Genomic DNA, 23,318 nt, shown 5'->3' with positions numbered 1-23,318 from the left:
AATAATTGAGATATCACTATTTATAATGCAAATTTGCCACTTTACTCACTTGAATATATTTGAATTTATTCCAAATATACGTTATGGTTATAGGAATACAAAGGAGGCTGATGCATATATGGAGCTTCAAACTTAAGCTCTAGGTATAATTAGTTAAATCATATTTTAACTTATAAAGGGCTTAATAAAAATTACCTAAATTTAAAAAGAAAGAGGATGATATTTATTATGTCAAATATATTTTATAGTGTAAAAAAGAGAGGAAATAATTCAAATAATAAATCACTTAGGAGAGCTGGACAAGTTCCTGGAATTATATACGGTGAATTCCTTGAAAAATCAATTCCTGTTACTATGAAAGCTCCAGAGTTAAAAAAAATGCTACGTAGTAATAATAGCGGATCTATAATTGAAATAGATTTAGCTGGCGAAAGATTAAACTGTGTTGTAAAGGATGTTCAGAAAGATATTTCAAACGAGATAATTCATTTTGACTTACAATACACTAAACCAAGTGAAGTTATTAAAATGAAAATTCCTGTTAAATACATTGGCCAAGAAAACTTAATAGCAAAAAGATTGCTTTTAAATGCAAGTACTTCTTTTATAGAGTTCCAAGGTCCTGTAGAAAAGATTCCTGAATTCATAGAAGTTGACGTTTCAGCTATGAATATTAACGATAAAATTTTTATTAAAGATATTTCTGTACCTAATGATGTAACTGTCCTAGATGACCCAGAAGTATTGTTAGGTGTTATAAATCCTGGTGGTAATGCTTAATAACTAATTAATAGTTTATACAAATAAATCATCTTAACATTAAGTATTTAATATTATTAAATACTTAAAACCTCTATTAGATTTATTACAATCTAATAGAGGTTTTTTATATTTTATTTATTAAATTTCAAAAGAAGTAACTTGTCTTTCAGTTAACTTAGCACTATGTTTTGCAACTATAGCACCTTTCTTACTTACAAATATATCATTAGCTAAAATTATATTCATTAAAGCAGATACATTTTCCTCTGTAACATTCTCCTTAACTCCAGATATTGATAATGAGTACTTTTCATCAGTTTCTGTTAAAAAAATCATTGATAAAGTATATTCCATAATCCATTCCTCCCTTATTTTAGGACACATAGGTCCATTTATTTAGTGATTATTGATTTTGTAGTAATGATGTTTCATTAATGTAGTAAGCAGCAGTAGTGTCTCTAAGCACTGTTTTTATGGCTTCAGCCACTGCGTAAATAGAGTCTGGTGAAGCACTTCCCTTAACATTAGCAAAAGATTTTGTCTTGTAAAGTGTGTTTCCCTCATCGTCAACACCATTTTCTAATTTGAATGATAAAGATACTTTTTGTAATTCTTTATTAACTGCCATTTAGCATTCCCCCTTTTTATTTCCTTCACTTAATAAATATGATGTAATCTGAAAGTTTTAATGATTTTAAGAAACTTTTTTATTAATTTCTTCACTTTCTATTACAATACCAAGTTTAGTAGAAACTATAGTGTTAAGCTTGTTAATTGAATAAGTTAAGGTCATTATTTGCTTTTCTAACCTAATCAATAAATACGCACTAATAGCTACAGGAAATCCAACATTAGCAATTAAGTTTAGTAACTCATTAATTTCCATGTCTTAAACCTCCTTTATATTTGATTTAAAATAATACCCACTTATTAAATACGCTATCTACTGGGATATTGAATAAATTTATTAATATTTAATATAAAAAATAGGCAAGTTCTATTATTCTAAATAAAACTTGCCTATAATATATTCACCTTATATTTTAAACCTATTTTGCTAAACCTTCTTTTTCCTTAGCATTATTAAAAAGTTCAATTATACTAATCCTATCTCTCATGCTATACTCAGGCATGGAAAAATCACCTTCTCGTAAGACAACCTCCTTGCCACATTCATAACAAAACTTAATAGTATAATCTAACTCTCTCCCACATTTTACACACTTCACTCTTATTATTTCCCCCACAAAATCAACTGCTATATGCTATTAGACTCATTAACTCTATACTTTGTTCCCAATATATCATCTAATACATCAACAATAAAAACTATAAACAAAGAATATATAAACTTACCTATACAATTAATATTAAAGTTATTCGAAAGAAATACCAAAATAAAAGCTAATATAAAATATTAAACATATTGTACATATTTTTCCTATTAAATCTAATAAAAAATGCGTAGATAAAAGTCTACGCATTAAATATTCTATATCTTTATAATGTACTAGCCTTAAGCATTACATTTTCAATTTCCTTACTATTAATCTTTTGATTATCTCCTTTTTTAATTAATAAATCAGTAGTAGTAAGTTCTTTTAACACTTTAAAAGTCAGTACACATCTTTCTGTTACCTTAACTTCTTCTGCTGTAAATAATCTAAAATCTTCTTTATTATCTACAATATTTTTAAGTTCTTTTAAAGTCTTTTGGAAGTTTCCATTTAGTCTATAAATCTCTGCGTATACTTTATTAACTGCATCTTTAATATCTTTAATAAGCTTAATACTTTCATTCATCTGTCTAATTGCATCATTTACCTTTTCTTCTACTTCCATTGCTTTTTCAACGCTACTATTCCCCTTAAATGCAAGGAATATACCTCCAATTGCTAATGCTGGTGCTGCAACTAATCCACTAAGGACAGCGGTTCCACCTGCTACTCCAAGACCTCCAGCTGCAAGTGAGCCTCCACCAAGACTAGCTAATGTTGCTTTAGTTGCTGCAATTCCTGTTAACCCCGCTATAGAAGCTCCTGTTGATGCTGTTCCTACAGCCATTGTTCCACCATATGCAGCAAGCCCAGCTACTACTCCCGCTGCTACAGATCCAGCACTTGCTGTTAATAACTCTGATGCTTTAAATGAAATTGCTTGTAGTTTATCAAGTTCTTCCTTTGATAATCTTAAACTTTCATCTTTAGCATATACATCAGTTATATTACAATTCTTTATCCTAGTAATTACATCATAGAACTCTTTAAAGTCATTCCATACTTGAATCTTTAATTGACCAAGATAATTAAGAGCCTCATTAGTTTCTTTTTCTTCTTTGTCAAGAACATTTTTTTTCTTATTATATTTTCCTTCAGCATTATCTACTATATCTTTAGCTTCTAGCATCTTTTTAGCTCCAACACCTGTTGCTGCTACTCCTACGGCCCCAGCTGTTGCTATAGTTCCAACAGCAGTAGCTGAAGCAGTAGCTATTCCTGATATTGCTGCTACACCTGTTGCTGTTCCCACTGCACTTGCTGCAGCTCCTACAGTAGTTCCTACTGCTGCCATTCCTCCAGCCACAGCCGTTCCAACTGCCGATGATGCTACTGCTCCAGCAGCTCCAGCCACAGCCGTTCCCACTGCTGATGATGCCACTGCTGCCCCTACTGTAGTCGCAGCACCTGCAACTGCCGCGCCAGCTGTTGCTGCAGCTCCAGCTACAGCAGCTCCTGCCGTAGCCGCTGCTGCTCCTGCTGCTGCCGCTCCTGCAGCAGCCATAGGAAGTACTACTGGTGCTGCTATAACAGCTCCAACTGCACAAACTCCACCTAAAACCCATTTACCAAATCCCATATAATTATCCCTCCAAATCTAGTAATTTTATTCCTTCATTTTGCCACTTAATTCCCTCTTCTACCCAAGCTTCTATTCTTTCAACAGATTCATTAGAAATAGCTAAATCAGAAGCAACCTTATATATAAAGCTTCTTTCCTTATCAGAATAAGAATTATCTATATTTGAAAGTTGAATTCCTTGCATCAAGAAAAATAACTTTTCCCTATTATTTTCGAATTTGAGCTCTGACATTATTTCTTGACTCCAGCTTAAATTGACAGCATTTTGAGATTCTTCACTTAACTGTAATCCTTCAGCTGCATTTAAAAAGAAATACTTCTCAGTTTCATCAATATTTCCATCTACCTTTGCTAAAAATACTAGTCCAATTAAAAAATTCTTTTTAGATTCCTCTGTTTTTAAAATCTCATTAATATTCATCCTTAATACCCTCCTAAATTTCTAATGCTTCATCGGATAGCATTAAATCTACAAATTCTTCTGTATTACTAAACTGCAATTTTATATTATGATTTTCACAATATCTATAAAGACACTGATTATCTCCAATAGCTAATCCAAGATTAACTTCATGAATATCAGCTACTTGAGATCTTAACCCATCAATATCTATACTGCATAAATCAGCTATATACTTATCTAATAAATAATTTGCTTGTGATATAGTCCCTAGTGCTCTATCAAAGCAATCATCACTAACCTTATTTATAAAATCAATTAACTTTTTTATAATCTCTGAATTATCCATAAAATATAAAAATGTTACAGATAAAAGACCTGTTAATAATGTACCTGCAAATATCGGAATAACTTCACCAATTACTGAACCAATTACAGGTATAGCAACTAGTCCACTTCCTTCAAGAGAAGTTCTTAATCCTTGCTCAACAATTACACCTAATACAGTGCTAGCTCCAGTTACAATAACCTTTGCTGCAGCAATTACTCTTTCACCAGTAGTTCTTTCTTCCTTATCAAAAAATAGAATCCTTACAGCTTCAGTTATACTTACCATAGCTTGTCTTATTAATCTAACTATATTCTTAGCTGTTGTTATAAACATATTTATAATAGTAGTAATTATTGAGTTAAAAGCACCAGCTACAAATCCACTCTTTATTGCTTCTAAAATATGACCTAGTTTAGATTTTACCCTTTCAAAAGCAACTGCAACTAAAGATCCCATATTAGAGAAAAACTTTTCAACTGAAAACTCTCCCCTTAAACGTCTTATTGTATCAGGAACCTCATCTAATATAGTCATAGTTACTTCAGCCAGAACTACACCTAAACCTTGACGTATAGCCATCTGACCACCTTGCATTAAACTATCCTTAGCCATACCTTTAGAATAATGCTCAAACTTCCTTCTAGCTACTTGCTCATCAATAACACTTCTAGCATTTTCATCAGCAGCATGAGCTTTTTTAGAATCAACTCCATAAAACTCACCATTAGTTTTACTTTTATCCTTTTTAGATACCCTATCTTCCCATTCCTTCAAAGGTGTATCACTTTTAGATTGATTCATACTTCCATCAATGTAAGTTGTATTATCCTTCTGATTAATAATTTCAGACATCTCTTCCTTACTAAAAAGAATCCTCATATCTATATTATCATGATTCTCCTTCGCAGATACAATGTGCTCTAAATGAGCACGACCATCCTTTGGTAATTCCCTGCCTGTATAACAGTCATATATCTTATCATTATTTTTAAAATCCTGTTTTCTTCTCTTATTCATATAACTACTAGTAGCATAATCATCGCGATTATATTTACGCTCGCCTCTTTCTTCAAAGGTTTTGTTAGCATAAACGCCCTCTTTTGCATTATGAATAGTTTGAACATTACCACCATCAATATCCTTAAATATTAACCTATCTATCCCAAAGGCAGTAATTAAAGAATTCAAGATAACCTCTTTATACTCACCTAATATCACATTAAAAGAATCATTTTTAAAGGAATTTCCGCCAAAGCTTTCATTATTAGTTATATCAAAATCACTATTTTTTCCTTTATCAAAAAAGCTTAAAGAAGCTTCAGTAAAAGAACCAGATAAACTTTCACTCACCTTATCTCACCCCCATTCCCCAAATAATTTTATCATTTTTTGTAATAATATTCAATTTTATGTATAAAAGAAAGACCTATGCTTAACACATAAGTCTCATATATGATCTTTCTTTATAATCTATAAGACTAGCAAAATACTATAGACTCTTGTAGTTAATTACCAATTACTAATTTTACAGAACTGTCCATCCCACCTAAATGCCTTTATCCCTCTTGTTCCATGACGATTTTTTAGGATACTTATATTAATACAGTTTGGATTTTCCTTTGCATCCTTAGAGTCATACTTTAGCTTTCCATCCCTATACATCTTTTCTCTAAATATCTTTTCATCAAAGAGCTTCTGTCTATAAAGACCTATTATCTGATCACTATCCTGCTCAATTCTAGCACTATCCTGTATATCAGCCTCAGTTATAACTTCATAAACCTCACCTATGTTTTTATCAACATTTCTATTTGCCTGAGCTATAAGAACTACACAAATATCCTCCTCTGTAGCTAAACTCTTACACTTAGAAGTAATTTTACCTAATAGCTCAGTAAGCCTTGCGTTAGAAGCTACATCTACATATTTATTTATATAATCAATAAAAACAATATCTAACTTATTTCTAAGCTTGTACACTTTAATCTCATTAATAAGCTTATCTATATCTGTTTCATTACTTATATATAATTGTTTATTTAATAGCTTCCCACAAAATTCTGCTACCTTATCCTTCTCCTCACTGCTAAGCTTTTTATTATTAAACTTATCACAAGATATGTTTAGTTGATTTGCTGCCATTCTATCTATTATCTCACTTCTAGTCATCTCACTGGTTCCATAAATAACCTTATGTCCCCTAAGAGCCATATCCTTTGCAATCTGAGTTGAAAATATACTTTTCCCAACACCACTTCTCGCAAATACAGTTATAAGTCTCCCTTTTCTAAAATTACCTAAAGCTTCATCAATTTTAGTTAGTCCACTTTTTGCTCCTACCTCACCTTGATCATTATATAACTCTAATAAATAATCATCATAAATATCCTCAATATTAAGATCCTTCTTTAATGTACAGCTATAAATTTTATCTAAGGTGTTCTTTATTTTACTCTCCATATGATCGATAGTCATATCATCACTTATATAAGTACAAAGGTCCAAAACTAACCTCTTCTGAAATGCTTTTATTAAAAGCTCTAGCTTAGTCTCAAAGGCTAGCTCTGTGGAGCTACAGCTAAAAACCTCAGAAACATAGCTTACTCCACCCATTTCCTTAACTATTTCCTTATAATTTTCTAAGAAATTAATTAAGTCTATCTCCTTATCATCAGATACCATCCTAATTATTCCTTCGTATATTCTCTTATGATTTTCAACCTGGAACATATAAGGTTTAATATTATCCCTAGCCTTTACTAAAAGGTTGCTGTTTAAAAATAAGGTTCCAAGAATACTTTGTTCAAGTTCAATATGTTGACTGGTTAACATGGTCCCCCTCCTTTAATCTATTAGGTCTGATAGGTTAAATTTTTCTTTTTGGGGTTTATTTTTAGTGGCTTTATAACTTGTCCAAACGTCTCCGTCTTCTGTGAATTTTTTTAGAGCATTTTGTCTTGTGAGGAAGGTTTGTAGTGACCAGGTATAGTCGTAGTAGAAGTCGCTGTAGTAAATCTCTTTATAGTTTTTTATTGCTGTTATGATTTCTTCCTTGGTGTGTTTTCTTAATGCTATTGTTATGCTATTTGCTATTTGCATAGTTAATTTATCTTCGTTATAAATATCAATATCATTCCAAGTATTAAATATATTTATATATTTTTCTTTTGTATTTTTATCTTTTATTTTTAGCGTATCCCCTTGGATACTATTACTCGTATCCTTTAGGTTACTTGTAGTTGTATCCTCTGGGTTACTATTGCTAACATTTTTATCTACACTAGTATCTCTTAGGTTACTATTACTCGTATCCCTTTGGTTACTTGTAGTTGTATCCTCTGGGTTACTATTGCTAGCATTGTTATCTACACTAGTATCTCTTAGGTTTCTATTACTTGTATCTCTTTGGTTACTTGTGGTTGTATCCTTAAGGTTATTACTGTTAATTCTTTTATCAGCATTAGTATTAACTACTAGATAATCCTTTATAAATTTATAACAATTAACTCTATTCTTTTTCATAACTATAATATAATTCTTGTCTCTAAGAGATCTAATTAGATTGGCTACTGTATTTCTCTTAGTAGTTCCAATAAGACTCATTAATGTCTCATAAGTAGGATAAACCTCTCCTATTCCCCTATGATCAAAGCTTTTAAGTGCAACAAGAAAATACTTTTCATAAATATTTAAATCATTATCCCTTAAAATATTATTATCTATTATTGTAAATCCACTATTACTCATCTTTATCTTCTCCTCACTTATTGAAGTAATCTATTATCAAACTTATCTAATAAACTATCTATCTGTACCCTACACCCTATTGATATTAGTAGATTTGGCTGTATAACTGTTAAATCAATAGTATCAGAGCTTGTCTGACTCAAATACTTATCAATAGTCTTATACCCAATCTGCATCATCTCTTTTGACTCTGAAGGTTCAATAAAATCACACTCCATAGAAACTATCTTTAAAGCATGTATATTATTTTTACTTACTATAACAACATCACAAAATACGTTCCCATATTTATCTGTAGGATTAAATACAACTTTCCCACTCTTATGATAACCATGTTCTTCAATCTCTGTTTCAATAATCAAAGCTAGCTGAGTCCAAGCTACATCAGATGCCTTTTCAACATAATCTGAATAATGAGGATCCTTTGAAACTCTCTCGCTAATTCTTTCAAACTCTTCTTCATCAATCATCTTTTTATCAAATAAAGCCTTTACAATAGATAACTGTGAAATAAGCTCTTCCTTTAATTTAATTCTGTAATCATAATTCATAAAATACATCATCCCTTCAACCATAATTTTTTTTATATTTCTTTTAAAAACTACTTTCCTATTTAAACACCCTATATAAATCTTTCTTAGTTTTTATCTATAAAACCATTTTACCAATTGAATGTTGCATGCGTATTGCGTGACCCCCTAGTTTTGTTAAAATTGTTAAAGCATATATAAAAAGTTGTTTTTAACTCTTTTTATCCCTTTAATGACATATTAATTTGGCATCACCAAGCACTAAAAAACTCTCTAAAAATAAAAAAACTACACAGAATAACTCTGCGTAGTTAATTGTTGTTACTACTTATATTATTAAATTTATTAACCTTATATTAAATATTAAAATTCTACTTAAGCTTGTACCCTATACTTCTAATACATATTATACTATCATCTAAAAGTAATCTCTTCTTTAGCTTACATACATGGGCATCTATTGTTCTATAAGATATATCTGCATCATTACCCCATATTTGATCTAGAAGCATCCTTCTATCTACAGTATCTCCCTTATGTTTAACTAATACCTTTAATATTCTAGCACCTATATAACCGAGCTCTACATCTAAATTATTTACCTTTGCTCTACAACTGATAAAGTCCACATATCCTTTTTCATATTCCCATATGCTATTATTTATCCTTCTTATCTCCTCATCTTCCTTAGACCTTTTTACTGCCTCACAATATACCCTAGATAAATCTATCCCATGTTGAAATATCTCAACAAGAAGATTCTCCATTTCATCTATATCTAAATCCTTTGATCTAATCTTACTTATATTCTCTAAATAATTCTCATTTATCATAGTATTGCCTTTTACCATAGTTCACCCCATATAATTAAATTTTACTTATTAACTACTAAAAAACCTATATTACTTACTCAATCCTCCTTATTCAACTTGCAATTTAATTGAAATAAATAACATATTATTATACAATACTAAGTAACCGGCTTAATGCTGTACAATAAATATTTACTTATTTATTGGTATTGGAGTAAAGGTAGTTCCCGCTACTTTTGCTCCTTTGTTTTTTAGCTTCATAATCTTAATACATTGACTACTTATATATTTAGTTTACATATATATAATACCATTAAGAACATTTGTTCTGCAAGTATAATTTGTTATTTTTATACATTTTTCTTAAATCCACAGATATTTACTTGGTTGAATATATCTCAAAACTTGTGTAACCTATACCTGTACTTCCATTTCAAAAAGTAATAAAACAAATCTTATGTAATATATCCCATCCATTATTTACAGCTTTAAAAAGAAGTTATGTGAGAGTAACATAATGACTGTAGTATAGTTACTATAATAGTTTTATATGAGGTTTAGTAATGAATTGTAATAATATACATAAGAAAAAATATAGTAAAAAACTTATTAAAAATGTAGTTGTTTATTTATCTATATTTATATTAATAATGTCATTTAGTTTTAAAGTAAACGCTAGCGTAAATAATGATTATGACTACTTATTTGTAAGTTTTTCAGAGCCTGGATTGCCCTTACCTATTTTTAATCTTGAAGATTCTAATGGAAATATACATAAAGCTTATTGTGTAGACGAGCCTGTACCTATATATAATAGTCATAGATATTCTAGAATTAACTTAGAAGATTCCACCTTTTTTTCAGTTGAAGCCGCTGAAAAAATCAGATCAATTGTTCAAAATTCATATCCATTTCAAAGCTTAGAATATATGCAAGAAAAATTTAATATGCCAACTTTAACAAAATTAGATGCAATTACGGCTATTGAACTTGCTATTTGGAAATTCTCAAATAATAAAGAGCTTATTCCTGGAATCCCCGATGAGGCCATAGCATTATATTATAAATTAATTGATTTGCCAGCAATAAAAAGAAAAACTGAAGGTTCTAATATTACAATGAAGAAGCCTAAAGTTATTTATAATTATGAAACTAAGCAAAGTGACTTATATTTAGAATTTAAAGCAGATGAGAAGAATAGTGATAACTCTAATATTGAGCTTAATTATGACATTCAAGGTAAATACGATAATGTAACTGATTATGGTATTAATAATGAAGGATATAAATCCATCAAGCTTGCTAATATTGATGAAGGAGCTAATTATAACATTACAGTTTGGGGTAGCCAGAATATTGGAATCAATGCGTATTTATATTATCCAGAAGGTGGAAGATATGCATCTCAAACATTAGTAGGTGCAGAATCATCTGAAATTAATATATCAAATACCTTTAATATTGAAACTGCAAAATTAAAATCTATTACTATTTCTAAAACAGATATAGATGATGAAAAGATATTTCTTAAAGGAGCTGAATTTACAATTTATGATTCTGAAGGACAAGTTATTAAAGTCCTTACCACAGGTGATGACGGAAAGATACTTACTAAATTACCGCCAGGAAAATATATAATTGAAGAGACTAAAGCACCAGATGGATATACTATTGATAACAAAAATTATCTGTTAGAAGTTAAAGATAATGATAATAATATAGAAATTAATTTTACTAATAAAAAAAATGAGATTGTAGATGATGGCGCAGATGACAATATAAATGATAGTACAAATAATGGTTCAAATGATAATATAGATAAAGATAAGCCTGAAATAGATAATTCAGAAAATGATACTGAGAACGAATCTAACTCAGGTGAAATACAGAATAAATTACCTCAAACTGGAGTTGAAAAGTTTTCGGGAGTTATAGCTATATTATTATTAATAAGTGGATTTATATTAGTTAAAAAGAAAATATAGCAGCTTCAGTGATATAAAAATCCCATTATCTTAACTACTCCACCAAACTTTTATTAATTAGTTTTAAACCAAAATTACCCTAGCGGTTTATATATTTAAACCGCTAGGGTAATAAAACTACTATCCTATTATAGTTTTTAAATACTCCATAAAGCTATCTTTTAAATCTTCTTTTCTTAAAGCATATTCAACAGTAGCTTGTAAGAATCCTAATTTACACTCTGTGAAAGTTCAACTAAAGACATAAATGTCTAAGTTTCACTTTTCACCAACATCGTATCTTCTACCTTCAAAATCATAAGCATACATAGACTCATGCTCTATAAGCTTAAGTAGTGCATCAGTAAGTTGGATTTCTCCACCTTTACCTGGTGCTGTATTTTCTAAGATTTCAAATATCTCTTTATTTTAATGAAACTCCTTCTCCTTCGTCTAAGGAGTAAGTTCAACTGACTAAATTAAAAATTTAGAGTTTCACTTATGTATCTTCCTAATATAGCTACGTTGGATGAAACCTCATCTACTGAAGGTTTTTCTACTAATTCTTTAACCTTGTATACTTTATCTTCAATATGTAAACCACCAACGATTCCATACTTATTAACATCTTGTGGTGCTAAGGTTTGCACCCCTAATACAGAAGTCTTATATTCAGAATAACAATCAACAAGTTGCTTTAAACAAGGCTTTCGATCATTATAAACAACATCATTACCAAGAAGAACCACAAAAGGTTCATCCCCTACAAAAGTCTTAGCACAAAGTATAGCATGTCCTAACCCTTTATGTTCCTTTTGTCTTATGAAATGGATATTTACCATATCGGATATTTCCCTAACCATTTCAAGCATTTGTTGCTTACCTGACTTTTCAAGCTCCATTTCAAGCTCTACAGATCTATCAAAATGATCTTCTATACTCTTCTTATTTCTTCCTGTTATAATAAGAATCTCTTCAATTCCTGAAGCTACACACTCTTCTATTATGTATTGTAAAGTTGGCTTATCAACTATAGGAAGCATTTCCTTAGGTTGAGCCTTTGTTGAAGGTAAAAATCTAGTACCGAGACCTACTGCTGGTATTATTGCTTTTATTATTTTGTTATCCATACCTTTTCCCCACTCTAATTTAAACAATATTACGTGATTGTTAAAAATTTATAAGATTTCTATTTTAACAGCCTATCACTGGTAATTTACTGGTAGTTCAAGTTCATTTCGAAGAAGAAACGACTTAGGTTACTACGAAAGTTTTAGCACACTGTATAGCATGTCCTAATCCTCTTGGCTCCTTCTGTAATATAAGTAACTAACCTGCCTATTGTCAGATTAGTAAGTTCTAATTAGCAAATATAAAATTTGGATTCTCACTTAAATAGATGTTTTCTTAATCATTTCAAGCATTTGTTGTTTATCTGATCTTTCAAGTTCTATTTCAAACTCAACAGATCTATCAGAATAATATTCTATACACTTATTATTTATTACTGTTATTAAAAGTACTTCTTTAATTCCTGAAGCTACACATATTTTAAGGAAACTCCCTCTCTTCATAGTGGAATGAGTAATTTTAACTTACTAAATCAAAAATTTAGAGTTTCATTTATATATTGTAATGTTAGTTTACTAACTATTGGAAGCATCTCCTTTAGTTATAATTCTATTTTAGATAAAAATATCCCACCAATACCTTCAACTGGTATTTTTACTTTCCTTATTTCAAAGCATTCTACTTTTAAAATAATAATATCTATATCTAAAAATTTATGATTTATCCTATTGTACTTTCAAAATAAAGAGTTTACCCTTATCCTAAAATTGTTCGTATAATTAATAGAATTAAATACATCTTCTTAGCTAAAACTTAACTTTATTCTTAATTATTTTTATTAATTGTAATAATGTATCTTTATATAGAGTTCCTATTACAAACAAATTGATTAAAGCCAAAATAGCTATAACTACATTGAATCTATAAAAACTTGAATATGTAGCTAATATATATACTAATATAGTCGATACCGTAAATTTATATAATCCATAATTTATATTATATAATTTAACTGAAAAATATGTTCTTGCTATAAAAAATATTATATATGCTAATCCAGTTGAAATAGCGGCTCCAGTTGCTCCAAATTTAGGTACTAATATAATATTACCTATTAAATTAAATATTGCTGAAATTATAGCTATATAAATATGATATTTAGACTTCTTTTTAAAATTAATTCCTAAAACTGTCGTTTCTGATATAGTATACATTATTGGCATAAATACTAAATAAGGAAAAATAAAAACTGCCTCTCTATATTTGTGACCTAATAATAGTACTATTATATCTTTACAAGTAATAAGTCCAATAGCTATTACCAGCATAACTATAGTTACTATTTTATTTATAAATTGAAAGAACTCCTTATCATCTGGATTTGATGAATATCTTTCGAATGCTACTGGAACCCAAAAAGTTGTAAATGTAGATTGTACTGCATTTAATAACGATATTATTGTCATGGCCCCACTATATAGACCAACTTGAGCATATCCTGAAAACTCTTTAATAGTTATTTTATCTATAGATTGAAACACCCAAGTAACAGCCATAGAAAAAACAAGCGGAAGTCCATACTTTACAATTTCTTTTTGTGTTGTTTTAAGCTTTCTATTTCCTTTTTTAGTCCATTCTTTCTTTTCTATTATAATTGCAATTATAGTTACTATTATTGTCGTAGCTATATGTGCTAATATTAATGTCATATAGTTATTTTTATATACAAAGAAAATTATAAGCACAAAGATCAAATTTACAATTTTGGTTATTATATTTAGTAACGAATATAGTTTTCCTCTCTGTTTCATTCTCACTTGTAATAATGCAAATCTAGAAAGTATTGTAAAAAAAACATTTAAAGATAATAAGATGGCTATAGCTAAAGATTTTTCCTCGACTATATATAGAGACACTCTATTATAAAATATTAGAATTAGTATAGCTGCAATTAAATTTAAAATTAAAGGAGCCTTTATACAATTTCTTATAAGCTTTCCTCTATTATCTTCCTCCTCCTCATAGTAAAATCTTACATATGATTGATCTAATCCTAATATTATTATTAACATTAATAAATTAGTCACTGTATTAAATATAGAGAATCTACCATTTTCGTCCGGTGAAATTAACCTAGTTATTATTGGGGATGTTATAAATCCTAATAACAAAGTTATTATACTTCCTACACCATATTCCATAAATTTTTTTAGCAAATTTTTTTCCATACCCTACTCCTAATATTATAGTTAATTAGTTAATACAAATATGCATGTATATTTATTATATATAGCTCTAACAGAATTTATTTAAAATCACATAAATCTAAAAATTCTTCTAATCCGTTATAAGATGGTTTAGACATTAAAAATTTATCTATTACATCATTCATATTATCGCCTGACAAATTTATATTAATATTATTATCTTTTATCGCATCTAGACTTCTTTCACAAAAAATTGGGTAAAATTGACCCATCTCCTGCGCTGTTGGCTTTCTTCCTTCATTTTTATAAAATAATTCTGCATAAAACTTTGCCTCATTGATATAACTAGCTTTTCTCTTTAAATAATATTCTTCTAATGTGCATATTATTTTAGCAGGATTTCCTGCTATAACTACATCATCGGGAAACTTTCCCTTTACTAAAGAATTCGCTCCAACGATAACGTTATCTCCTATTGTAGTCCCCATTAAAATTGTTGTATTTATCCCAATAAATACATTGTCTCCGATTACTGTTTTTTGAGCTTCTGCTAGTAATTCTCCATATTTCATTCGTAATACTGATCTACTATAATCATGTGATAGTATCGTTACTCCTCCAGTTATTTTACAATATTCTCCAATTTCTATCAAATTTTTTCTTCCTATATCAATCGAAGTATTCTTTGGCGCAAAAAAAAATGTTCCTTTTCCAACTTTAACTCCATTCTTTATTAAATGCGCTCTATACGATTCTGAATCATATCTCTCTTTTAAAAATATTTTTTTTAATATTCTTTTTATCTTATTCATCCTTAAGTAAGCCTCCTATACACTCTACCCACTTTTGTCCAATATTTTCAATAGAAAACTTTTTAGCTAACTTTATTGCATTTTTACTTCTAATATTTAACCTCTCATTATCTGATATTATACTCAACATTCCTCTTGCTAAATCTTCCGAGTTAATATAGTCTACAATTATTCCTACATCTTCTTTTCCTATTACCTCTTTACATGCATTTAAATTAAAACAAACTATAGGTAATCCACTTAACATAGCCTCTATCCATACTAATCCCCATCCTTCATATCTTGAACTTAGTACAAATACAGTACTATCAGTATATTCTCTTTTTATATTCTCTGTAAATGGCTTAATTCTTACTCTTCCCTCTAATTCATTTTTATGAATTTGTGCTTGTAATGATTCTTTTAAATCACCTTCACCAATAATATCTAAAGTCCAATCATCGTTATATTTAGAAAATTCACCGAAAGCTTCAATTAATATATCAAAACCTTTTTGTTCTACTAATCTACCAACAGCTATAAATTTTTTGTTAACTAGTTTACTTATTTTATTATTATTAAATGAATTTGGGTTATTCATAACAATAGTATTAGCATCAAAATAATCATTATATTTTTTTTTATCACTTTCTGTAAGAACAAAGTTTAAATCTATTTTAGATAAAGCATATTTGAATGCACCTTTTTTCCTCCATAGATAGTTTCGCTTTGTACCCACATACGCTTCATATGAATTATGTTGCCAAGATATTGTTTTTGCTATTATTTTATCCGATATAGATGCTAATAACATTGTATACTTATAATGAACTCCTATTACCACATCATATTCGTTTTCGTTTAATAACTTTATTAGTTGCTTTATCTCATTAGAATAATTTCTTATTTTACAGTTTAATTTTCCACCTATATTTGTCTCCTCTACTCCTGCAAAATAAATTATATTTCCTAGGAATTTATTTAATTTATTAACATTTATAGAATGATTAATAACTCTTATTCTATTATCTAATTCATACACTTTTTTTTCATCGCATATTAAAGTATTAATTATGTCAACTTGATATCCATAGCCTTGAAGAAAATTTGATATATTGGTAGTAACTCTTGCAACTCCCCCATGCATAAATATTGTATCTGTAATAAAACATATCTTCATATATCACCTCAATAACTTTCCATAACCATTCGATTTTTTCTCATTAATATTAAATAATATTTTTTTATTAGAATAATCAGTAATAATTATCTCTTCATTTAAAACTTCAACCTTTCTAACTACTTCTACATCCTTAAATTTAGCTTTTGCTATTAATTTAGTTTTGGAGTAATATTCTAAAGAACATACCATATCGCTTTCTAGTTTAAAAGGTTTCCCTATATCCCCCTGTGAAACCCCTTCCACAATAGGAATATTATGAGATAATTCATTTCTAAATTCTTTTCGGAGTACATAATCAGTAGAATATGTATAACTTCCTGCGTCGTAAAGTAATTCTTCTCCATCATTACATATTGTTAGATTAAGCATGTCTAAGTGATAATGTCCCGAAACTTTTTTATTTACAACTCCATATCTTAAACTCATATGAAATCTTTTTGATTTTAGTATTATTAATCCAAAATTTTGATAATTGCATATATTTATTTCTTCTAACTTTATAGCTGATTTTAATTTTATCTTGTTGATCTTTGTAAAACTAAAACTACCGTATTCTTCTATATTGGACTCTCTATCGCAATTAATATTTTCTTTATCTATTGATGTATTAATTACTTTATTTGCTTTTAGTGATTTTACAATTAAATCTTCAAAAGAATAACTATTATCATCATTAAAAAATGAATTACCAGATTTAATAAAAGAACTATGATTTAAATCTTGTTCATCCCAATATCTATAGTCATAGCTACTTTTACTGTATTTATCTAAATTTATATATTTATTTTTATATTCTTCAAAACTATTCATTACACCATATGGTGTAATTCTTAAGAATCTTCCACTATCATTATCACCTATCTGTACTGTTAAATTATTATTCTGTGTAATATCTTTAGAAAATTTTATAGATTTATACAGTTTATTTAGATACTTATCTGAAAACTGAAATTTCTCTCCTATACTGTTACAGCTTAATCCGCTCATAATTGCAGTTGAATATAACATCATTTCACTACTTAATCTATGATAAGATGTAGAACCTTCAAAATTAGTTCCATCATCGTTAAATTGCTCATCCATTATCTTAACTAATTCCTTAAAAGCAAACTTTCTCCATTTATTTATTTTTACCTCACCCTCTAAGTACATACTTATAAAAGCCATACCTGCAATATTACCTATATAATGATTATTACTTTGATATGAGCATGAACGTTCAAGATTATTCATTATGTATTTTCCATGTTGGTACATATTTTCAATAAAAATTTCTTCAAACTTATTATCCAATATTTCCCATTCGTCTAGTTGAATAAAAATATCGTGGGCAAGAAGGATATTAGCCGCACGTATACCAACATCCATAGAACATCTCCAATTTGCTCCCATTCCTATAGGATTAAATGCTATAAAGTCTAAAAGCTGATTTTTGTATTCAATAATATATATCTTTCTTTCTTCTTTTAATTCTAAACAAAAAAGCGCCATTTGTAATAAATGATGCATTCTTGTTAATTCCCAAGGTATTTTAATATCTACTCCTTTAATTACTCCGATAGGTTGCTTAAAAGTAGATCTTTTACTATCGAATCTATATTTACTTTTAATGTCTAATTGCCAATCAATGTATTTATATCCTTCATCTATAAAACTAACTAAATTATTAGTATATTCTCTATGTTTATTTAAAATATTATTTTTTATTATCAATTCTGGTAGGTTTATATCATTATACCCAAATTCTCTCCAACCACTCCCTAATAAGTCAAACTCATGCATTTTATATCTAGTCAATATATTTGACAATATTTCTATATTTTCATTAGACTTTTTATAGTAGTTTATATTTATAATATTTCTAAATGATAAGGTTTTGTTCGTGCCTCTTAACTCAAATTTTCTATAATAGAAATCCTTTAATGGTAATGCAATTTTTTTATATAGTTTATTGCTAGCTAAAAGAACATAATTCTTTCTTTTCATTTATTACTCTCCTACAATCATCTTTTATATTTTCTTGAATAAAAAAACTACATATCCTAATTGTTAAAACTACTCTCATTAAATTATCACCATATACTAATCCATTATACGAATTAATATAAATAATAAATAAAGTTATTAATCCTAAAGCTAGATATTTTTGGTTCATTGCTATCTTTAGCCACTCCTTACCAAAAGAAAAATAAAATAGTCCTAAAACAAAAAATAGACCATAGTCATACCATAACATAATAAATGGAATTTCAAAATTATTTGTTCTTGCAATATCAGTTACTTCTCTTGAGAAATTATATCCTCCACCACTAAAATACTTAGGTTCTATCCCTGTTTGTTTAACAGCATTCATCGCTCCTATTCTTCCATTCGTAATATCTCCTGCTTGTATAGCACTCTCTATACGCTGCACTATATTTTGATAGAAAAATTCTGTATTTATCAATAATAAACTTATAGATATTATAAAGCAAATAGATGCGAGTTTTAAGTATACATTATTATTTCTACTTGAATAAATAATAACGATTATAACACTAACTATTAATGCCATCTTACTACCTGTTAATATTATACCAATCATATAAATACATGTTATAAGAAACATATTATTTTTTATTTTTCCATATTTATTTGCATACCAATTTAAAATAAAATAAATTATATAGTATTGTGCCATAGCTAAAGGATGTCCCCAAATAGTAAATAATCTGTATCCTCCATACGATATCATGGTATTCATTAAATCCTTAATGCCATTTTCACCTATAAAACTTTGCACCAAATAGTTTAATTTATAATTAGATATAAAATCTACTACCCCAAATAGTGTAATAAAAATTATGAATACATTTAATATTTTTATTAACTTTAATATTTGAGTTTTATCATTATAAATATCTCTAAAACTTAAGAAGATAATAGGTATAATATAATTAAATGTTGGATTTAAATAAAATCCTATCGATTTATTATTAATTCTAGTTATTATAATAAGATAAATAAATAAAATTAATGCAGATACATAGAAACTTTTATCTTTTTCTATTTTCTTATCAAAAATAACTTTTATTACAATTAATAAAACAGGTATATTATAATATAAATTCGAACTTATTCCTGAAAATAATATAACTCTTATATTCTCATTAAATATGAACGTAAACAAAAAAATATATATCAAATAATTCATATCAACCTCTTCTTAAAACTTTATCATATAGCTTACAATGTTCTAAAATCATATTATCAATTGTAAACTTACTTTCTATAGTTTTTTTAGCATTATATTCAATGTAATCTAATTTTTCATAATTATCAATTACATATTTTATTTTTTCCTCTAACTCCTTAATTGATTCTTTATTTATAATAAACCCATTTGTATTATTATTTATAATTTCTCTATTTCCTCCAACATCAGTACAAATAATTATTTTAGAATTAGCCATAATCTCTAGTATCGATAATGGTAATCCTTCTTGAACTGAAGGCAAAACAAAAAAATCATATTTATTGATTTCATTATATATATCCTCTTTATCTCCATGAAACTTTACAAATTGATTCATATTAGTTTCGGCTACATATTTTTTTAATTCGTTTTTTAATTCCCCATCTCCTATTAAATTTAAATTGATCTTATATCCAATATTGATCAAATTTTTTACAGCCTTAATAAGGTAAATATGACCTTTTTCAGGTGATAATCTTGCTAAAACTCCTATATTAAATATATTATTATGTTTCTCTTCTCTTATCATAGTGCTCTTGCCATTATCTACACCATTATAAATCTTAAATATATTTTCTGACTTAACCCCATTAGAAATTAAATTTTGTTTTACCATATCAGAAACTGCTATGATATTTTTTCCTCTTAAATTAATATAATTCTTATTTTTATATACACTATGCTCTGTATGTATAATATTAACTTTTTTTCTCATTAATAAGTTTATTAAATATATCAATGAAGTTGTATATCTGTGGTGAGAGTGCACAATATCTATAGAGTTTTCTTTAACTATTTTTACTATTTTTTTTATAGAGGTAACCATTTTTTCTTTTTGATTTAATGGTAAATCTATTACTATTACATTCTCATTAACCCTATCCAAAAGTTTTCCTTTTGTTGTTCCAAGATAAACTTTACTCGTTGTTTTATTTGATATTTCATTAACTAAATCTAATACAACTTTCTGCGCTCCACCTATATTCATATTAGGATATAAAAATAGTATATTCATATCATATTCTCCTATTCTAATTTTAACTAACTATTTCTCCTGCTTTAATAAAGGAGTTTTCCTTAACTATTACTGTTCCCAATACCATACTATTTGGACTTAATATGCTCCCTGACTTTATTATTGGTAATTCATCCCTAAATAATTATATAAATTCTTTTTATTATTATTTCCTCCCAAGGTAACTCTCTGATAAATTTTAACATTATCTTCAATAGTGACTTGATGTCCTATTACTATACCTAATACATGAACAATAATTATATTTTTTCCTATTATAGCACTATAATCTATATCTACATTTTATATAACTATATACATTTATCTATTAATAAAAGATTATTCGTATATAATATATGGCTAACTCTATATAATATAAAACAATTAAAACATTGATTTATAATAACTACAAAAATATATTTTTATGATAATTATATTTTTATAAAATTTAAGTTCTTCTATTATTCTCTATCTTAAATACTTTTATATAATTCTCTATATTTATTAATGCAGTATTCTTTAGAAAATCTTTTAGAAAATTCCTTTCTAAAGTCCTTTTCTTCTAGATACTTTCCTAAATCTATTTCACTAACTTCTTCTAAATTTTTATTACAATATCCTAATTGAGGATATTTTTTTATAAATTGATAGAAATCTCCAACCTCACCTATCATAATTAAATATAATCCTTTTGATAAATATTCTGATAGCTTTACTGGCGATGCAACTTTATTTAAATTGGTATTATCTCTAATTAAAATTCCTATATCTGCTTTTGAATAAATACTATCTAATTCTTTCTTATCTAAATTATAATAAAATTCACTTCTTATATTTAACTTTTTAAATGTATTTTCTAATTCATAATTTTTATTTCCATTCAAACATAATATTGCATTTATATTATTATTCTTAATTTTAGCAAGCAATCTTGGTATATCATTTATTCTTTGATAAAATTGCTGTCCTCCAACATACAAAACATTTAGTGTATCGTTATTATTTTTTTCTCTACCTACTTCGTTAAAAGAAGCAAAACAAGGAATTACCGTTTCTCTTGTTATTTTAAAATTATATCTATTATGATAATATTGTCTTAATTGGTTTGATACATAATTAATATAATCGATTGACTTATCATTAAAAATATATTTATCTAATTCTAAAAAGTATTTAGCTCTATTTATGTTTACTTCTTTAAGTTCCTCATAAGGAACTCCTCTTATATCGGCTATAATACTTATATTTTCATTTTTTTCTTTTAACATTTTTGCAATTGTTGTTGCTTCTTGCCCTCTACAATGAATAATTTTTTTAACATTTCTAGAAAATTTATTTATATATATATTAAGTAAAGAAAACGCTATCTTCTTGGAAATTTCACCCTTGAATCCTATATACGGAATTATTTTTACATTAAACTTATTTACCTTTTTTAATATTTGTAACTGCTTTAATCTTTTATTATTCCATCTAACATTTATAGGTTGCATCAATAATAATGTTAAATTATTTTCTATTGATAATTCGCTATTCAATAATTCAAGTACTTGCGAATTAAAGACAGTCGATGTTATTCCTTCCATAGTTAAATAATATATCTTCTTTTTATCCACTATAATACTCCCTTAGTCCTATATTTAATTAATTTAGCAGTAAACTTTAAATTTCCAACTATATACCTTTTAAACATTCTTCTTGGTTCTTGAATAAATCTATGAAACCATTCTAGCCCACAATTTTGCATCCACTTTGGAGCTCTTGTTGTTTTACCTGCAACAACATCAAAGCTTCCACCAACTCCCATAGCAAATGGTACTTGCATTATATCCATATGTTCCTTTATCCAAAATTCTTTCATCGGAGAACTAAAAGCTACAAATAATATATCTGCCCCTGAATTTCTAATATCTTCAGCTATAATTTTCGCTTCTTCATCTTTAAAATACCCATTTCTATATCCTGCAACTTCTAAGTTGGGATACTCCTTTTTAAATTTTCTTACTACTTCAGATACAACTTCCTCTTTTGCTCCAAAAAAATAAGGTTTATATCCATTTTCAGCCGATATCTTAACTAATTCTGTAAATATATCTATCCCTGCAACTCTTTCAGGCAATGGATTTCCTAAAATTTTAGACCCCCACACAATTGATTGTCCATCTGCATTGATTAAAGGACATTCATTTACTATCTTAGTTAATTCTTCATCTTGTTGCATTAAGTTTACTTTACCAGCATTAATTACAACATGTTGTACACAATCTTTATTTTCAATATACTCTTGTATTCTCTCTAATGTTTCCTCCATAGTTAATGCATCAACAAATGTATTTAAAAACTTAACTCTTTTCCCCATAAAACACTATCCTTTTCTTATAAAATGTTAGGCTACAATAATTGCAACCTAA

22 protein-coding genes and 1 pseudogene are annotated in these 23,318 nt (G+C 27.8%); 2 read left to right on the top strand and 21 right to left on the bottom strand.

What is annotated here, in order from left to right; translation table 11 throughout:
• Window positions 1-228: 228 nt before the first annotated feature.
• Window positions 229-780, top strand: coding sequence for a 50S ribosomal protein L25 (locus H8S20_RS07535; protein WP_186859703.1), 552 nt, complete (start codon window positions 229-231; stop codon window positions 778-780).
• Window positions 781-900: 120 nt separating this feature from the next.
• Here the strand turns inward: H8S20_RS07535 and H8S20_RS07530 are convergent, their stop codons facing one another.
• From H8S20_RS07530 to H8S20_RS07480, 11 genes are all read right to left on the bottom strand, one after another.
• Entirely contained in the window at window positions 901-1,116 is a 216-nt protein-coding gene (locus H8S20_RS07530; protein WP_186859702.1) for a DUF2922 domain-containing protein, read from the bottom strand.
• Between the two features lie 49 nt (window positions 1,117-1,165).
• Window positions 1,166-1,390, bottom strand: coding sequence for a DUF1659 domain-containing protein (locus H8S20_RS07525; RefSeq protein ID WP_186859701.1), 225 nt, complete (start codon window positions 1,388-1,390; stop codon window positions 1,166-1,168).
• Window positions 1,391-1,456: 66 nt separating this feature from the next.
• Window positions 1,457-1,648, bottom strand: coding sequence for a YvrJ family protein (locus H8S20_RS07520; RefSeq protein ID WP_032120152.1), 192 nt, complete (start codon window positions 1,646-1,648; stop codon window positions 1,457-1,459).
• A 163-nt stretch (window positions 1,649-1,811) separates the two neighbouring features.
• Window positions 1,812-1,991: a hypothetical protein gene (locus H8S20_RS07515; RefSeq protein ID WP_032120153.1), complete on the bottom strand. Its 180-nt coding sequence runs from the start codon at window positions 1,989-1,991 to the stop codon at window positions 1,812-1,814.
• 271 nt (window positions 1,992-2,262) lie between these two features.
• Window positions 2,263-3,618 carry a hypothetical protein gene (locus H8S20_RS07510; RefSeq protein WP_186859700.1) on the bottom strand — a complete coding sequence of 452 codons (1,356 nt, stop codon included), beginning with the start codon at window positions 3,616-3,618 and terminating at the stop codon, window positions 2,263-2,265.
• Window positions 3,619-3,622: 4 nt separating this feature from the next.
• Window positions 3,623-4,042: a tellurite resistance TerB family protein gene (locus H8S20_RS07505; protein WP_032120154.1), complete on the bottom strand. Its 420-nt coding sequence runs from the start codon at window positions 4,040-4,042 to the stop codon at window positions 3,623-3,625.
• Window positions 4,043-4,055: 13 nt separating this feature from the next.
• A complete protein-coding gene (locus H8S20_RS07500; protein ID WP_032120155.1) occupies window positions 4,056-5,702 on the bottom strand; it encodes a hypothetical protein in 1,647 nt (548 codons plus the stop codon).
• Between the two features lie 159 nt (window positions 5,703-5,861).
• Complete coding sequence (locus H8S20_RS07495; RefSeq protein WP_186859699.1) at window positions 5,862-7,184, bottom strand: replicative DNA helicase; 1,323 nt, start codon at window positions 7,182-7,184, stop codon at window positions 5,862-5,864.
• Between the two features lie 12 nt (window positions 7,185-7,196).
• Complete coding sequence (locus H8S20_RS07490) at window positions 7,197-8,099, bottom strand: helix-turn-helix domain-containing protein (protein WP_186859698.1); 903 nt, start codon at window positions 8,097-8,099, stop codon at window positions 7,197-7,199.
• A 17-nt stretch (window positions 8,100-8,116) separates the two neighbouring features.
• Window positions 8,117-8,674 carry a hypothetical protein gene (locus H8S20_RS07485; RefSeq protein ID WP_186859697.1) on the bottom strand — a complete coding sequence of 186 codons (558 nt, stop codon included), beginning with the start codon at window positions 8,672-8,674 and terminating at the stop codon, window positions 8,117-8,119.
• 326 nt (window positions 8,675-9,000) lie between these two features.
• On the bottom strand, window positions 9,001-9,480 hold the full coding sequence (locus tag H8S20_RS07480) for a winged helix-turn-helix domain-containing protein (RefSeq protein WP_186859696.1): 480 nt from the start codon (window positions 9,478-9,480) through the stop codon (window positions 9,001-9,003).
• A gap of 524 nt (window positions 9,481-10,004) precedes the next feature.
• Here H8S20_RS07480 and H8S20_RS07475 point away from each other — a divergent pair.
• Entirely contained in the window at window positions 10,005-11,426 is a 1,422-nt protein-coding gene (locus H8S20_RS07475) for a SpaA isopeptide-forming pilin-related protein (protein WP_186859695.1), read from the top strand.
• A 120-nt stretch (window positions 11,427-11,546) separates the two neighbouring features.
• Here H8S20_RS07475 and H8S20_RS07470 read toward each other — a convergent pair.
• The 10 genes and pseudogenes from H8S20_RS07470 to H8S20_RS07425 form a co-directional block, all read right to left on the bottom strand.
• Window positions 11,547-12,535: pseudogene (locus tag H8S20_RS07470) on the bottom strand (UTP--glucose-1-phosphate uridylyltransferase).
• Window positions 12,536-12,796: 261 nt separating this feature from the next.
• A complete protein-coding gene (locus H8S20_RS07465) occupies window positions 12,797-12,979 on the bottom strand; it encodes a hypothetical protein (protein ID WP_186859694.1) in 183 nt (60 codons plus the stop codon).
• Between the two features lie 303 nt (window positions 12,980-13,282).
• On the bottom strand, window positions 13,283-14,704 hold the full coding sequence (locus H8S20_RS07460) for a lipopolysaccharide biosynthesis protein (RefSeq protein ID WP_186859693.1): 1,422 nt from the start codon (window positions 14,702-14,704) through the stop codon (window positions 13,283-13,285).
• 77 nt (window positions 14,705-14,781) lie between these two features.
• Entirely contained in the window at window positions 14,782-15,495 is a 714-nt protein-coding gene (locus H8S20_RS07455) for an acyltransferase (RefSeq protein ID WP_186859692.1), read from the bottom strand.
• Window positions 15,488-16,654, bottom strand: coding sequence for a glycosyltransferase (locus H8S20_RS07450; RefSeq protein ID WP_186859691.1), 1,167 nt, complete (start codon window positions 16,652-16,654; stop codon window positions 15,488-15,490). Before H8S20_RS07450 ends, H8S20_RS07455 begins: the two co-directional genes overlap by 8 nt.
• Window positions 16,655-16,657: 3 nt before the next feature.
• Window positions 16,658-18,643: a heparinase II/III family protein gene (locus tag H8S20_RS07445; protein WP_186859690.1), complete on the bottom strand. Its 1,986-nt coding sequence runs from the start codon at window positions 18,641-18,643 to the stop codon at window positions 16,658-16,660.
• The gene (locus H8S20_RS07440; RefSeq protein WP_186859689.1) at window positions 18,612-19,850 is read right to left on the bottom strand and encodes a hypothetical protein; all 1,239 of its coding nucleotides are present in this window, start codon (window positions 19,848-19,850) and stop codon (window positions 18,612-18,614) included. The genes H8S20_RS07445 and H8S20_RS07440 overlap by 32 nt, the downstream gene beginning before the upstream one ends.
• 1 nt (window position 19,851) lies before the next feature.
• Entirely contained in the window at window positions 19,852-20,907 is a 1,056-nt protein-coding gene (locus H8S20_RS07435) for a glycosyltransferase (RefSeq protein ID WP_186859688.1), read from the bottom strand.
• Window positions 20,908-21,380: 473 nt separating this feature from the next.
• The gene (locus H8S20_RS07430) at window positions 21,381-22,523 is read right to left on the bottom strand and encodes a glycosyltransferase family protein (RefSeq protein ID WP_186859687.1); all 1,143 of its coding nucleotides are present in this window, start codon (window positions 22,521-22,523) and stop codon (window positions 21,381-21,383) included.
• Window positions 22,523-23,266, bottom strand: coding sequence for a WecB/TagA/CpsF family glycosyltransferase (locus H8S20_RS07425; protein ID WP_186859686.1), 744 nt, complete (start codon window positions 23,264-23,266; stop codon window positions 22,523-22,525). The genes H8S20_RS07430 and H8S20_RS07425 overlap by 1 nt, the downstream gene beginning before the upstream one ends.
• Between the last annotated feature and the right edge of the window lie 52 nt (window positions 23,267-23,318).

The organism is Clostridium hominis, assembly GCF_014287825.1.
Lineage (GTDB): Bacteria > Bacillota > Clostridia > Clostridiales > Clostridiaceae > Clostridium > Clostridium hominis.
The sequence above is the reverse complement of the archived record's forward strand: the minus strand, read 5'-3'. Positions and strand labels throughout refer to the sequence as shown.